The sequence below is a fragment of the Lawsonibacter sp. OA9 genome (assembly GCF_022440585.1).
In genome coordinates this window covers 791,370-804,933 of sequence record NZ_JAKNTI010000022.1, presented here as the reverse complement: position 1 = coordinate 804,933, position 13,564 = coordinate 791,370, and the positions used below count along the sequence as shown (strand labels likewise).

The window sequence follows — 13,564 nt, the reverse complement described above, 5'->3', positions numbered from 1 at the left end:
TTAGGCGACTCACCACTTTTCCAAGGAACACCTCTCTGCCGGAATCGTTAGTCAGAAGATTTCCGAGGAATCTAAATGTGTGTAACAAGGAGGTACTAACCGGACTCATGGACTGGGCCATCGCAGGGGTAAGCACCACGAAGCCTGTGACAGTAGCAACCAACTGCCAGTCAAAAATCCCATTGTAAGCTCCTCACTCAGAATGAATCAGCTACGCTGATGATCAGAAAGGCTAGGCATAAGCCCGGAAAGCAAGTGCGTCATTTCGGTTTCTTCTTGCGATTTTTCGTCCCAATAAAATAAACAGTTTGGGAAACCTAGCGCAGCACGTTTCCCAAACTGAATATTCAAAGGGCCATATTACGATGATCAAAAGACTTTAGGTTCCGCCTTTGTATGCGGATGGTTGGGTCAGATGGTATAGAGTTCGGGGCGGCGGTCTTTATAGGCGGGAAGCTTGGCGCGCACGCGCTCCACACGGTCTAGGTCGATATGGGCACACATCAGCCCTTCCTCCTCGCCAGCGGCTGCTATAGTGACGCCCATCGGGTCCATAACAACGCTTTCCCCGATGAACATTGGGCCGCAGTTGTCGCAGGCTACCATATAGACCGTATTCTCAATCGCCCGGGCGGCGATCAATGTATTGAAATGCTGGCTTTTCAGATCGCCGCGCACCCAGGCGGTTGGCATGATAATAATGTCCGCGCCCCTGGAACGCTGATAACGGGCTACTTCAGGGAACCGAACCTCATAGCAGACAAACAACCCGATCCTACCGAACGGCGTGTCAATGGGCTCAAAAAATTTGTCGCCTGGTTTCATGTTATCAGATTCCTTATACCCAAAGGCGTCATACAGATGAGTTTTGCGGTAGCAGGATACAATTTCGCCGCTGTCGTCCACTACCACAATGGTATTGTAATTGCGGTCATCTTCAGGGTCCTCCACCGCCTCGTTCATGCCAAAGATGATCCAGTGCCCGTACTGCCTGGCCAGCTCACGCATACCGGTGACAAAGGTGCCATCCAGATGCTGGGCAGTCGCCAGCGATACCTCACGGGGCGGGTGGTCTGAAAAGTAGCTCATAAAACACTCGGGGAATACCATCAGATCCGGCTTGTACTTCTCGTTTGCCTCGGCAACCGCCCTTTTAGCCTTCTCAAAATTGACTGTGGGATCTCCGTCTGACGCCAGTTGGGCCAGGACAAAGGTGCTCTGCCGCTTCATTTCTGGTGCCTCCTTCTTGCAATTCATGGCAGATGATTACTTGTCAACCTTACATAGGTCCGCAATCGCGCCCTGGGCGCCAATCTTGACAAGCTTTTCCAGATTGATGAACTTGTCGACATAGCCACCGGCCTCAAAATTCTGCCGCCAGAGAACCTCGTTCTCGTCCTGCTGCTTGGCGTGCAGGACCAGCTCCTCGAACTGGTCCGCAGGGGCACAGACGACGCCGTCCAGGTCACCGTAGACGATGTCGCCGGGGCGGACTACGCAGCCGCCACAGTTCACAGGAATGCCATATTCTCCATCCAGCCCTTTAAAGGTGTTGGTTACGCAGGCGCGACCCGTGGAAAAGACGGGGAAGTCCATCTCGCGGATGGCGCGGGTATCCGTGTTGGGGCCGTCCACCACAATGCCGGCCATACCTAGCACCTTAGCGGAACGGGCGACCATCTCTCCCAGACAGGCAATCCGCTTATCCCCCATTCGGTCAATCACGATAACGGAGCCCTTTGGGGCCTGCTTCATCGCATAATACAGCATGGCGTTGTCTGTACCGGGCAAACGGATGGTAAAGGCAGGACCGATTACCTTCAAGTGGTCGCTGATTGGGAAGATGCCGGTCATATATCCGCCCTGGACACTGTGCCCAATTTGGGCCGGGTCAGTGGTCAGTGCCAGTTGAAACAGTTCTTCTTGTGTCATAGTTGTGATACTCCTTTTCAAATTTTTGATATATGTTTTCTGGTTCGGGGAAAGTCGGGAAGGACGGCGCGGCCGTCCCCATCATGCCCCCAGCATCGCCATCACGGTATTGGGGACAAAGGTGGACAGAGCTGGGAAAAATGTTGTCAGAATCAGGGCGATGCCTAGTGGGATATACATGGGCACCACGCTTTTGATGACCTTTTCAGAGGGCACGTTGGCCACCCGGGCGACCGCATAGATGCACAGGCCAAAAGGCGGAGTGCTTAGGCCGATCATCAGGTTCATAACCATCATCACGCCGATGTAGACGGGGTCCATGCCAAAGCTGGCGGTGATCTGCAATACGATGGGAGCGGTGAGGATCAGCGCACAGTTGCTCTCCATGAACATACCCATAATCAGCAAGATAATGTTGATCATGATGATGACCACCATGGGCATATGGGCGATGGGGCCCATCAGGGACATGATTTTTTCTGGCAACTGCTCCAACATCAGCGCCTTGGTGAAGATGCCGCCAGCCGTCATGATGACCATAATTGATGCCACAGACTTGCAGGTTTCCTTTACACAGTTGAGGAAGCCTCTCCAGGTGAGGGAGTGATGACACAAGCCCAGGATCAGCATATACAAGACCGCCATACCGCCGGTCTCGCCGGGGCTGAATATACCGGAGAGCATAGTAATCAGAATCAGAACGGGAGCCATCATGATGGGAAGGGCACGCAGGAACAGGATCCCCAGCGGCCGCTCGTCCTTCTTCGTGACGGAAGGCTTGGGCGGGTTGACCAGCTTTCTCTTGTCCACCAGTAGGACATAGATAAACAGGCTGGCAGACATCACAATGGCGGGAACTACGCCGCCCAGAAGGGATTTCACGCTGGAAATCTGAGCCACAGTGGCGTAAAGCACCAGTGGAATGCTGGGCGGGAAAATGGGACCTACGGTGGAAGACGCGATAGTCAGCGCCGCGCCGTATTCCCGCTCGTAGCCCTCCTCCTCCATAGAATCCACGAAGATAGGGCCCAAGCCGCACACACCAGCGATGGCCGCGCCGGACATACCAGCAAAGATTAGGCTCAACACAACCGCTACGCGGGAGGAGTAACCCCGTTTTCCCTTTGCCAGCGCCCGGGCAAAATCAAAGCCGCGGGTGGTCTCTCCCAGCTCGCTGACCAGATTGCCCATAAGGATGAAGGCTGGAACCGCCAGCAGGGAAAAGGACATACAGGACTGATAAAAAGAGTAGCCCACCAGTGCCAGCGACGTGTCGGTCAGGATATAGTATGCGATGGCAGGCAGACCCATAGCCACCACGATGGGGGCGCCGACCCCCAGCAAGGCCACAAAGCCAAGCAACAGCAACAGCATGTTCACGCTCTCTCAGCCCTCCTCTCTTTGATCAGGGCAGAAATACTAATTAGATTCTGGATAATCCACATGGCGGATCCCAGAACGATCAGCGCATGAATCGCAACGATGGGAATGTGAGTGGCAGCGGTAGTCAGCTTTGAAATGGGCGGAATCAGAAGGTATTCGCTATAGATGACAAAAGCGCAGTACATGCAGCAGATCACCTTGCCGATTACCATTAGCCAAAATTTAGTTCTGGGCCAGATCTGATAGATAATCTCCAGTTGCAGGTGCGCCTCCTCCTTCTCCGCCTGAGCGAGATAGCAGAAGATCAGGCCGGTAAAGCACATCATAGCCACTTCCTCGCTCCATGTAGTGGAAAAGCCCAGAAAAGACCGGCAGAGAACTTGAATGTCAAGCGCCGCGATGACGACGATAAGGAAGATCCCACAGACAGAATTAACAAGGCTGCGGAACCCGTCCCAGATTTTTCCCAAAGCAGACATGGCAATATCTCCTTTCGTACAAATTAGCAGGGAATGCCCGACGGACGTGCGGATGAAGAATCGTCTACTCGCTCTCGACGTTCTGAATCAGTTCAATCATGTCACCCCAGTCGTCGGAAAAATAGTCGTAGACTGTCTCAGCGGCCTCATGGAAGCTAGCCAAGTCCAGACCGTTCTCCTCGGTGATGACCGTCATGCCGCCATCGATGCAGATCTGTTTGTAGCCCTCTTCCTTTTCCACGATGCGCTGATTCATCTCGTGGGTGGCATCTACCGCAGCCTGCATCACGGCCTGTTGCTGATCCTCAGTCAGGCTGTCAAAGGTTTCACGGTTGATCCACAGACCCAGGTTTGTGGGCAGGTGGCGGGTCTCCATGCAGTAGGCCTGAACTTCATACAGGGCGGAGCTCACCAGGGTCGAGTAAGGATTCTCCTGTCCGTCAATGACATTGGTAATCAGGGCGGTCGCCACTTCACTGAAGGCCATTGGCGTAGCGGCCGCACCGAAGGCGTTGGCAAACAGCACCTGATAGAGGTCGGAGGCGACCACGCGGATTTTGGCACCCTTCATATCACTCAGGTCGTAAATGGGGAAGTTGCAGGTCAGTTGGCGGTCGCCAGAGTTGAAGGCGGTGAGGAGCATGACATGGTCGTCCTCCAGCGCCTCGTTAATGGCCCGCAGGGGCTCAGAGGTGAAGGGGTTGAACACCGCCTCCTGGTGCGCCGCGTCCCGATAGACATAGGGGGCGTCAAAGGCTCCCAGCCTGGGATCCAGGTCGCCAGCAGAGGAGGGCACATACTGAATGAAGTCCACAATGCCAGCTTGGAGCGGCTGCATATCGTAGCCGCACAGGGTGTTGTCAAAGTAGCATTGAACTTCCAGCTCGCCTTTTGTGTACTCATATACCTTGTCGGCAAAAAGCTGTTCCCAGATGCCGGCGTCGGAGGATGCGGAGTTCTGATCGGTAAATTTTAATACCCGGGGCTCGTTGTTGCTGCCGGAGTCCCCGCTTCCGCAACCGGCCAGCACTGGGAGCAACAAGACGGCAGAAAGCAGGGATGCAAGGTTCCTTTTTAGTTTCATTTTTGATTCTCCTTTCTTACATTAATTATGATGGCGGAAACATTTCTTTCCCCTACACCATCTAATCCAATTTCTGCTTATCTTGGCACTTGGTATTTGGCATTTGGCGTTTGGCATACCAAAAATAGCAATCTATTTATACATCAAGTACACCAAAAAGTCAACCCAAATCATGCGAATTTTCTATATTATCCAAATATTATCGATATTATTTGTCTATTGTAACGAACTCCTCTTGAAGCTTGGTATCCAGATTCGCCGGATCAAAGCCAAGGTGTCCCGGCAGCGAGAGCATTCGCTGCCTCCATGCGCTGTAGTGTTCCGACAGGTACCGGCACGCATTTTCATAGTCCCCGCTCTCCATGCACTTCAGAATGGCAAGGTGCTCCTGAGCAAAAGCATTGCCGTCCTTTCCACTGTATTTCATGCTAAGGATAGAAGCTCGGGTCACCTTTTCGTTGATCTCCTCCGAAAAGGTAAATAAGATGCTATTCCCGGATTTTCGATTGATATAGCGGTGAAAGCTGGTATCCAGCGCCATGATGCTGTAATAGGAACCGTGATCCTGCTTGGTAACGTCCATCATCTCCTGGAGGATGCCATGCAGGTGGGCAAAGTCCTCCGGTGTATATTTATAAAAGGCCAGCTCAAAGCCGAGCATGTCGATGGGCTCCCGAATCTCCAGCAGTTCCAGAATATTCCGCCACAACAGAGGAGCAACCATGCGTATTTTTCCGTTCTGCTCCACCCAGCCTTCCTTCTCCAAAAGGGTCAGCGCATCTCGCAGCGGCGTCCGGCTCACCCCCAGCATGGAGGCGAATTCCCGTTCGTTGACGTTGCTTCCCGCTTTCAGCTTGCCTGTAATGATCAGCGATTTGATCTGCTGATAGATTTTCGTGCTGTAGCTTTTGTTCTTTTCGATTTTTTCTAAATACTGTACCATATCCTACTTCTCCATGCTTCTGGCTCAATCCCAAAAATATTCTGCTGTACCCAGCGGCAAATCCTGCATTTCTCATACCAATTATTATATTTTTTATATCACGTTCTCTATAATATGTCAATTCCAGGATATTTCCGGCGGCTTCTCACTTGTTCCCATGAATGCGGTAACGCATCAAAATTTTCCTTGCCTTGGCACAAAAGCAAGCCAATTATATCAAAAAATGGAAAATTATTTAAGCAGCCTTTGGCGGTCACAATGAATAGAATAAAAGGCAATATAATTTCCTCAACTAAATTTTGTTGCAAATTTGTCAACCAATCATGACAAAGACATTTTTTATATTTTTTCAAAATTTAAATTTCGGGGTTGACATCGCTCTGTTTTCTGTTATAATACCATTTGTCGCTGCGAGTGTAGCTCATCTGGTAGAGCGCCACCTTGCCAAGGTGGAGGTAGCGAGTTCGAGCCTCGTCACTCGCTCCAAGTGGAAAGACACGACATATGTCGTGTCTTTCTTTTTGAATTTTCGTGCCCAGCCACTATCCCTTCAGGGCAGGTCAGCGGTCCCTTATTCAGCCCTGTGGTAAAGGGTTACGCTCCCCTTTACTTCACCAAAGAAAGGAATCGGAAGTATGGAACTCTTACACAAGTGGAACCATATCAGCCTAGTCAAACGGATCATCGTGGGACTCATTCTGGGCGCCGCTCTGGGTGCCCTCCTGCCCCAAGCCTCTGTCATCGGTATTCTGGGAACTCTGTTCGTCAATGCTTTGAAGGCTCTGGCCCCTCTGCTGGTCTTTTTCCTCGTCCTTCACTCCCTCTCTCAACATAAAAAGGGAGCTAAGAGCAACATGTCCGCTGTGATCGTCTTTTATCTGATTGGCACCTTTCTGGCCGCGCTGTGCGCCGTGGTGACCAGCTTTCTCTTTCCATCCACTCTGATTTTGGCCGAGCAGGCCGAGCAGGCTGCCCCTGGCGGCATCGCTGACGTGCTCCAGAATCTGCTGAACAGCGCCGTAAGCAACCCCATCTCCGCCATCGCTGAAGCAAACTATATTGGCGTGCTGCTGTGGGCCGTTGTCTTTGGACTAGCCATGCGTGAGGCCGGCGAGGGCACCAAGACCGTACTGGGCGACATCTCCAATATGCTGTCCTCCGCAATCCGATGGGTCATTAGCTGCGCCCCCTTCGGCATCCTAGGGCTTGTCTATACCACCGTATCCGATACCGGCTTTGAGTCCTTTCTGAATTATGGCCGGCTAATTCTGGTCTTAGTAGGCTGTATGCTCCTGGTAGCTCTGGTCGTCAACCCCATCATCGTCTACCTGGCTATTCGGAAAAATCCCTATCCCCTGGTCTTTCGATGTCTGAAGGACAGCGGCATCATGGCTTTCTTTACCCGCAGCTCGGCGGCTAATATCCCGGTGAATATGAAGCTGTGTGAAGACTTGGGTCTGGATAAGGAGAAGTACTCCGTTTCCATTCCCCTGGGAGCTACTATTAACATGGCTGGCGCTGCCATCACTATCACCATCCTTACCCTGGCCGCCGCCAACACGCTGGGTATCTCTGTGGACTTTCCCACTGCCCTCCTGCTGAGTTTGGTTTCCTCTGTGGCCGCCTGTGGCTCCTCCGGCGTGGCGGGAGGCTCGCTGCTCCTCATCCCAATGGCCTGCAGTATGTTCGGTATCTCCAGCGACATAGCCATGCAGGTGGTCGGCATCGGCTTTATCATCGGTGTCATTCAGGACTCCTGTGAAACCGCACTTAACTCCTCCTCCGATGTGCTGTTCACTGCCGCGGCCGAGTTCCGCGGCCGCAGGAAAGCCGGACTGGATATGGGGTATTGATGGAGGGGACCCATTCCTCCATACGTCTAAAACAGTGGGTTAAATATAATAAGGAGGCACTGCCCTGGATTTTCCGGGCAGTGCCTCCTTTTTTATCTTGTCCCATTGACAAAGTGAGGAAACATACGCCTTAAACCTCTTGCGGCGCCTCACCTGAAGCCCTGAAAACCTTTGCGGCTCTAGCGTTCTCGGCTCTCCGATCCTCGATGGCCTCCTTCAGAAGCATATCCTTCACCTTCATCAGTCGAATGGTGTTGGCCCGCTCGTTTTCATCCAGCTTCATGGTGATATACTTGATATTTTCCTGCATCTCCGGGATCTTCACATACTCCAGGGCGTTGACCCGTCGGCGGGTCTTCTCGATCTCCTCCGCCAAAAGCTGTGAGGTCTTTTCGATCTCCGCCAGCTTCAGCATATCCTGGAACACCTGTGACATAGCGTCTACCGCGTCGTCCAGCTCGCCGCTGGTCTGGGCAAAGCCATAGGGATATATCTCCCCTGGGTCCTGGCTGCTGGTGCGGAATTCATATTTGGGCACGTCCACTGACATGATGTTCTGGAAGGTCATATCCAGCTCCACAGACTGCTTGGGGTAGAGCAGGGACTGCTCCAGCATCTCTGGAGACATCAGAGCCGCGGCCACAGTGAAGGAGCCGTGGGCCCGCATAAGCCCCTCCTCCACCCGGCGGCGCAGGGAACGATTCTCTCGAATCACGTCCATAAACTGCTTCATCAGCTCATCTCGCTTATCCTTGAGCAGCTTATGGCCCCGCTGGGCGGTCTTTAGCCGGCCCTTGAGCCGGGTGAGCTCCATACGGGTGGGATTGATGGTCGTGGAAGGCATTTCACTCCCCCCTTAGTCCTTCTTGGGCAAATACTTGTCGATATACTCCGGCTTGATCCGCTTCAACTCACTCCGGGGCAGGATAGATAGCAGCTCCCAGCCCAAATCCAGCGTCTCCTCAATCGAGCGGTTCTCATCTGTCCCCTGAGAAACGTACCGCTTTTCAAATTCATCCGCAAATTTAGCATAGAGCAGGTCGGTGGGGCTCAACGCCGCCTCGCCCAGGATGGACATGAGCTCCTTGTTCTCCTTTCCGGTGGCGTAGGCAGAAAAGAGCTGATTCATGGTGCCTGAGTGGTCCTCCCGGGTCTTGCCCGCTCCGGTGCCCTTGTCCTTCAGACGGGACAGGGATGGCAGTACGTCCACCGGGGGATTGATGCCCCTACGGTACAGCTCCCTGGAAAGAATGATCTGCCCCTCGGTAATATAGCCGGTCAGGTCGGGAATGGGGTGGGTCTTGTCGTCCTCCGGCATAGTCAGGATAGGGATCAGGGTAATGGATCCCTCCTTGCCCAGCTGGCGGCCTGCCCGCTCATACAGGGTCGCCAGGTTGGTATACAGGTAACCGGGGTAGCCCCGGCGGCCTGGGACCTCCTTCTTGGCGGCGGAGACCTCCCGTAGCGCCTCGGCATAGTTGGTGATGTCGGTCATGATGACCAGTACGTGCATATTCTTCTCAAAGGCCAGATATTCCGCCGCTGTCAGGGCCATGCGGGGCGTGGCGATACGCTCCACTGCCGGGTCGTTGGCCAGATTGGTAAACAGCACCGTACGGTCGATGGCGCCGGTACGCCGGAACTCCTGGACGAAGAACTCCGACTCCTCAAAGGTGATGCCAATGGCGGCGAAAACCACGGCGAAGTTGGATTCCCCATCCAGCACCTTGGCCTGCCGGGCGATTTGGGCCGCCAAAGCGGCGTGAGGCAGGCCGGACCCGGAGAAGATAGGCAGCTTTTGGCCGCGGACCAGGGTGTTCAGCCCGTCAATGGTAGAGATACCCGTCTGAATGAACTCATTGGGGTAGTTGCGGGCGGCGGGATTCATGGCCAGACCGTTGATATCCCGATACTCGTCGGCCAGGATGGCTGGGCCGCCGTCAATAGGCTCCCCCATGCCGTTGAACACCCGGCCCAGCATATCTCCGGACACCCCCAGTTGAAGAGGGTGTCCCAGGAACCTGATTTTGGAGTCCGCCAGATTGATACCGGCTGAGTTTTCAAACAGCTGGACCACTGCGGTATTCCCGTTTACTTCCAACACCTGACAGCGGCGGACGGTGCCGTCGGTCAGTTCGATCTCTCCCAGCTCGTCATAGGTGACGCCCTGTACCCGGTCCACCACCATCAGGGGGCCGGATATCTCCTGTATCGTCTTATACTCTCGGATCACAGTGCATCCTCTCCCTTCTCGGCAATGGCGCTGATCTCTTCCTCCATCTCCACCAACAGGTTGGCGTAGGAGTCTTTATACAGATCAGCGGGGACGGACTTGGCCCGGCCGATCTTTTCCCGTGCGGGGATGGAGAACAGAGCGTTCAAATCGCCTCCCCGCTCTGACGCGCCCCGGCACTCCTGGTCGTACTGGTGGATCATAGCCAGCAGGCGGGCCTGGCGGTCATACTCCGAGTAGGAGTCGATGTCCGCGAAGGAGTTCTGCTGGAGGAAGTCCTCCCGGATCATCTTGGCAGTCTCCAAAGTGATCTGGTCCTTGGGGGACAGAGAGTCCTTGCCCACCAGCTGGACGATCTCGTTCAGGCTGGCCTCTTCCTGGAGGATGGCCATGGCCCATTCCCGGTTCTGCAGGAACTCCTTGCCCAGGTTTTCGTCATACCAGGGCTTCAGGGAATCCAGATACAGGGAGTGGGAGGTCAACCAGTTGATGGCCGGGAAGTGGCGGCGATAGGCCAAGGAGGAGTCCAGGGCCCAGAACACCTTGACGATACGCATGGTGGCCTGGGACACGGGCTCGGACAGGTCGCCGCCCGGTGGGGACACGGCGCCCACGGCGGTCAGACTGCCCCGGCGGTCCCCATCGGACCCCAGACAGGCCACGGAGCCGGCCCGCTCATAGAACTGAGCCAGACGGGAAGACAGATAGGCTGGGTAGCCCTCCTCGCCGGGCATCTCCTCCAGACGGCCGGACATCTCACGCAAAGCCTCGGCCCAGCGGGAGGTGGAGTCAGCGATGACGGCCACGGCGTAGCCCATATCCCGGAAGTATTCTGCGATAGTGATACCAGTATAAATAGACGCCTCACGGGCGGCCACCGGCATATCAGAGGTGTTGGCGATGAGGACAGTCCGCTTCATCAGGGACTCTCCAGTGCGGGGGTCCACCAGTTCGGGAAACTCCCGGAGCACGTCGGTCATCTCGTTGCCCCGCTCGCCGCAGCCGATATAGACCACCAAGTCCACATCGGACCACTTGGCCAGGGCGTGCTGCATCACCGTTTTACCAGAACCAAATGGGCCGGGGATGGCGGCGGTGCCCCCCTTGGCCACAGGGAAGAAGGTATCTACAATACGCTGGCCAGATTGGAGGGGAATGACGGGGGGATACTTACGCTTATAGGGCCGGCCCACACGGACGGGCCATTTTTGCATCATAGGCAGCTCCACCTGGGAGCCGTCCTCCCGCTCCAGAACAGCTACCGTCTCCGTAACGGTGAAGGTGCCGGACTGAATGGACAGGATTTTCCCCTTCATTTTCGGGGGGATCATAATCTTATGGAGGATAGAGGACGTCTCCTGGACAGTGCCGATGACATCACCGCCCACCACCTGGGCCCCCGGTTGGACTGTGGGGACAAACTCCCACTTCTTTTCCCGATCCAGGGCAGGGACCTCCACACCGCGGGGCAGGTTGTTCCCCTGGACCTTTTTCATGATTTCCTCCAGGGGGCGCTGGATGCCGTCGTAAATATTTTCCACCAGACCGGGGCCCAGCTCCACAGACAGGGGGGCGCCGGTGGTGACCACCTCGGCCCCAGGGCCCAGTCCGGAGGTCTCCTCATAGACTTGAATGGAGGCAGAGTCTCCAGTCATGGTGAGGATCTCGCCGATGAGGCGCTGTTCGCCCACACGGACCACGTCGGCCATATTGGCCTCCTCCATACCGGTGGCCACCACCAGCGGGCCGGAGACCTTGACGATCTTTCCCATAGGCTAAACCTTCTTTCTTCTGGCTCTGTTCCACTGGCCTTCAAAGGAGGGGGCGCTGCCGCAGGTTACCCTGGTAGCTGCCCACTTCCATTGGGCCCACATAGGAGAAGCCAAGTCGTTCATAGTAGTCATTCAGCGCTGGATTGTTCCGTCCACAGTCCAGACGCAGATAGTCCTTCCCCATGGCTTTGGCCAGTGCCATACACTGCCTTAGCATCCGCTCCCCGGCGCCTGGGGCATCCGGGTTCGCGGCCAGGTTATGGATATAGAGTGCGGACCCACCAGCAGGCCAGCGATCATCCTCTTCCAGCAGCACCGCCACCACATTGGGCGCCCCGTCGGGCCTCCACAGGCCATAGAGCGCCCCATTTCGGGCCCGCTCCTGGAAATAGGTCAAGGGGTAATAGGTAAGATAGTCGTCCCGCTCCCACTGACGTATCCCCCGCTCCTCCAGCCAAGTGATCCGTCGGAGGATCAGCTGGAAAAGCCGCGGTGCCTCCTCCAGCGAGGCAAGACGGAGGACCTCTCCCTGGTCCGTCATAGGATATCAGCGCCCACCGCCCGCTCTACCGCGGTCTTAATATTGGCCATGCCGATACCCAGGGGACCCTCCTTTCCGGGAATTAAAATGATCGCCGGGGTCAGCGCGTCCTTATACCGCGCGATGTCAGTCGTCAGTTTGGCGGCCAGCTGCTCGGTCATATAGATAATGGCGTAATTCTCCCTGGCCAGCCGGTGGAGCGTCTCGTGCCCCTCCTCCGGGCCAGCCACAGGGTATACATCCAGCCCCAGGGCCTTAAAGCCCAGGACGCTGGCTACGTCGCCCATCACCGCGATCTTATACATCTCCAGCCACCCCCCTTATACATAGGTCTGCCGAAGCCGGGCCCGGATGGTATCTCCGTCCAGTCCAGCTGCCCGCCCGGCAAAGATGGTGCGGACTGCCGTAAACTCCAGCTCCTTGGCATAGAGGTAGCCGATGACCGTCTGCTCCCCAAAGGGGACCATGCGGGCGGCGGCCAAATAGGCTGTAAGCGCATCGTCACAGGCCTTTTCAAAGGCGGTCAGAGATCCTCCACCGGGCAGGGCTACCTTGGCCCCCAGCTGGGCGGCCTGGGCCAGGGGTCCCGACTGGAACACCTCGCCCAGTGTGTCTGCCCGGGCGGAAGCTACTGTCTGCTGAGACACATTTCCTCCTGGCAGCAGCACCCGGCGCAGGAAGTCTCCCTCTTTGCCCATTCGGGCCGCCCGGACAGCGGTCCGAAGATTGGCCACATCCACACTCAGCCGGACATAGCCCAGGAGGAAGGGGCTGCCCAGCGCCTTGGCCAGTCGTTCCATCTCCTGATAGCAGCTTCGGTCCAGAAGCAGATCGGCCTGCTGGGGATCCCGGCTCTCCCTTAGAAGGGTCCATGCTTTGGCCATAGCCCGCTGGAACTCCTCTGAACAGCCCTGGAGCTCCTCTCGCCGCCATCCCTCCAGCAGCTCTCTGGGGTCATACCGCCCACCGGCCAGCAGCAGGCGCTCTGGGTCGGCGCCCACAGCCTGGGCCTTCAGAATAACCTTGGCGTTGTGATAATCATATTTCAATTGGAATATCTCCGCCAGGCGGGGATCTGGTACCGCCCCGGCGATGTCTCGGAAGGTATCGGCCCGGGCCTGGGCAAGCACGCCCTCCAGCCCGCCTCCTCTATCCTCCGGGTAACCGCACTCGGTGAGGATCTTCATAGCCTCCCCGTTCTCCCTGGCGTCAATCATCCGGTCCATCCTCTCCCTTGTCAGCAGGCGGTTCTCCATGGCCCGGATCCTGGTAGAAATGGACAGGTAGTCTATATCCTTTATCTGGTGGGACAAAATATTCCCTCCCTTACTTGAGAGTGGAGAG

The 13,564-nt window shown here is 55.8% G+C and carries 14 protein-coding genes and 1 tRNA gene; 2 read left to right on the top strand and 13 right to left on the bottom strand.

The features are described 5' to 3' along the window. Positions 1-411: 411 nt before the first annotated feature. The 7 genes from MCG44_RS04935 to MCG44_RS04905 all read right to left on the bottom strand — a co-directional run bounded on the left by MCG44_RS04935 (position 412) and on the right by MCG44_RS04905 (position 6,174). A complete protein-coding gene (locus MCG44_RS04935) occupies positions 412-1,230 on the bottom strand; it encodes a carbon-nitrogen hydrolase family protein (RefSeq protein WP_240287107.1) in 819 nt (272 codons plus the stop codon). A gap of 36 nt (positions 1,231-1,266) precedes the next feature. Beyond that, positions 1,267-1,932 (bottom strand): RraA family protein, encoded by a 666-nt coding sequence (locus MCG44_RS04930; RefSeq protein WP_186852719.1) that lies wholly within the window; start codon positions 1,930-1,932, stop codon positions 1,267-1,269. Between the two features lie 81 nt (positions 1,933-2,013). After that, a complete protein-coding gene (locus MCG44_RS04925) occupies positions 2,014-3,306 on the bottom strand; it encodes a TRAP transporter large permease (protein WP_207721954.1) in 1,293 nt (430 codons plus the stop codon). A 2-nt stretch (positions 3,307-3,308) separates the two neighbouring features. Further along, positions 3,309-3,794, bottom strand: a complete 486-nt coding sequence (locus MCG44_RS04920) for a TRAP transporter small permease (RefSeq protein ID WP_186852721.1) — start codon at positions 3,792-3,794, stop codon at positions 3,309-3,311. 64 nt (positions 3,795-3,858) lie between these two features. Further along, positions 3,859-4,878: a TRAP transporter substrate-binding protein gene (locus tag MCG44_RS04915; RefSeq protein WP_240287106.1), complete on the bottom strand. Its 1,020-nt coding sequence runs from the start codon at positions 4,876-4,878 to the stop codon at positions 3,859-3,861. 208 nt (positions 4,879-5,086) lie between these two features. Then, positions 5,087-5,821: a GntR family transcriptional regulator gene (locus MCG44_RS04910; RefSeq protein WP_186852723.1), complete on the bottom strand. Its 735-nt coding sequence runs from the start codon at positions 5,819-5,821 to the stop codon at positions 5,087-5,089. A 107-nt stretch (positions 5,822-5,928) separates the two neighbouring features. After that, positions 5,929-6,174: a hypothetical protein gene (locus MCG44_RS04905; RefSeq protein ID WP_240287105.1), complete on the bottom strand. Its 246-nt coding sequence runs from the start codon at positions 6,172-6,174 to the stop codon at positions 5,929-5,931. 57 nt (positions 6,175-6,231) lie between these two features. Between MCG44_RS04905 and MCG44_RS04900 the strand changes: the two genes are divergently transcribed. Both MCG44_RS04900 and sstT read left to right on the top strand, forming a co-directional pair. Continuing rightward, positions 6,232-6,307, top strand: a tRNA-Gly gene (locus MCG44_RS04900). 149 nt (positions 6,308-6,456) lie between these two features. Further along, on the top strand, positions 6,457-7,674 hold the full coding sequence (gene sstT, locus MCG44_RS04895) for a serine/threonine transporter SstT (RefSeq protein WP_147570696.1): 1,218 nt from the start codon (positions 6,457-6,459) through the stop codon (positions 7,672-7,674). Between the two features lie 130 nt (positions 7,675-7,804). On the opposite strand, the gene MCG44_RS04890 is transcribed toward sstT, so the two are convergent. The 6 genes from MCG44_RS04890 to MCG44_RS04865 are packed head-to-tail and all read right to left on the bottom strand — an operon-like array spanning position 7,805 to position 13,533. Continuing rightward, complete coding sequence (locus tag MCG44_RS04890) at positions 7,805-8,518, bottom strand: V-type ATP synthase subunit D (protein ID WP_147570697.1); 714 nt, start codon at positions 8,516-8,518, stop codon at positions 7,805-7,807. A gap of 12 nt (positions 8,519-8,530) precedes the next feature. Beyond that, entirely contained in the window at positions 8,531-9,907 is a 1,377-nt protein-coding gene (locus MCG44_RS04885; protein WP_147570698.1) for a V-type ATP synthase subunit B, read from the bottom strand. Beyond that, positions 9,904-11,679, bottom strand: a complete 1,776-nt coding sequence (locus MCG44_RS04880) for a V-type ATP synthase subunit A (RefSeq protein ID WP_186852725.1) — start codon at positions 11,677-11,679, stop codon at positions 9,904-9,906. Before MCG44_RS04880 ends, MCG44_RS04885 begins: the two co-directional genes overlap by 4 nt. Before the next feature lie 40 nt (positions 11,680-11,719). Continuing rightward, positions 11,720-12,220: a GNAT family N-acetyltransferase gene (locus MCG44_RS04875; RefSeq protein WP_186852726.1), complete on the bottom strand. Its 501-nt coding sequence runs from the start codon at positions 12,218-12,220 to the stop codon at positions 11,720-11,722. Further along, positions 12,217-12,525, bottom strand: a complete 309-nt coding sequence (locus MCG44_RS04870; RefSeq protein WP_186852727.1) for a V-type ATP synthase subunit F — start codon at positions 12,523-12,525, stop codon at positions 12,217-12,219. The genes MCG44_RS04875 and MCG44_RS04870 overlap by 4 nt, the downstream gene beginning before the upstream one ends. Positions 12,526-12,540: 15 nt before the next feature. After that, on the bottom strand, positions 12,541-13,533 hold the full coding sequence (locus MCG44_RS04865) for a V-type ATPase subunit (protein WP_240287104.1): 993 nt from the start codon (positions 13,531-13,533) through the stop codon (positions 12,541-12,543). Between the last annotated feature and the right edge of the window lie 31 nt (positions 13,534-13,564).

Excerpts from the sequence above, each read along its gene's own strand:
- MCG44_RS04920 (WP_186852721.1), bottom strand. The coding sequence starts at position 3,794 with ATGTCTGCTTTGGGAAAAATCTGGGACGGGTTCCGCAGCCTTGTTAAT.
- MCG44_RS04870 (WP_186852727.1), bottom strand. The coding sequence starts at position 12,525 with ATGTATAAGATCGCGGTGATGGGCGACGTAGCCAGCGTCCTGGGCTTT.
- MCG44_RS04910 (WP_186852723.1), bottom strand. The coding sequence starts at position 5,821 with ATGGTACAGTATTTAGAAAAAATCGAAAAGAACAAAAGCTACAGCACG.
- MCG44_RS04890 (WP_147570697.1), bottom strand. The coding sequence starts at position 8,518 with ATGCCTTCCACGACCATCAATCCCACCCGTATGGAGCTCACCCGGCTC.
- MCG44_RS04915 (WP_240287106.1), bottom strand. The coding sequence starts at position 4,878 with ATGAAACTAAAAAGGAACCTTGCATCCCTGCTTTCTGCCGTCTTGTTG.
- MCG44_RS04930 (WP_186852719.1), bottom strand. The coding sequence starts at position 1,932 with ATGACACAAGAAGAACTGTTTCAACTGGCACTGACCACTGACCCGGCC.
- MCG44_RS04935 (WP_240287107.1), bottom strand. The coding sequence starts at position 1,230 with ATGAAGCGGCAGAGCACCTTTGTCCTGGCCCAACTGGCGTCAGACGGA.
- sstT (WP_147570696.1), top strand. The coding sequence starts at position 6,457 with ATGGAACTCTTACACAAGTGGAACCATATCAGCCTAGTCAAACGGATC.
- MCG44_RS04925 (WP_207721954.1), bottom strand. The coding sequence starts at position 3,306 with ATGCTGTTGCTGTTGCTTGGCTTTGTGGCCTTGCTGGGGGTCGGCGCC.
- MCG44_RS04880 (WP_186852725.1), bottom strand. The coding sequence starts at position 11,679 with ATGGGAAAGATCGTCAAGGTCTCCGGCCCGCTGGTGGTGGCCACCGGT.
- MCG44_RS04875 (WP_186852726.1), bottom strand. The coding sequence starts at position 12,220 with ATGACGGACCAGGGAGAGGTCCTCCGTCTTGCCTCGCTGGAGGAGGCA.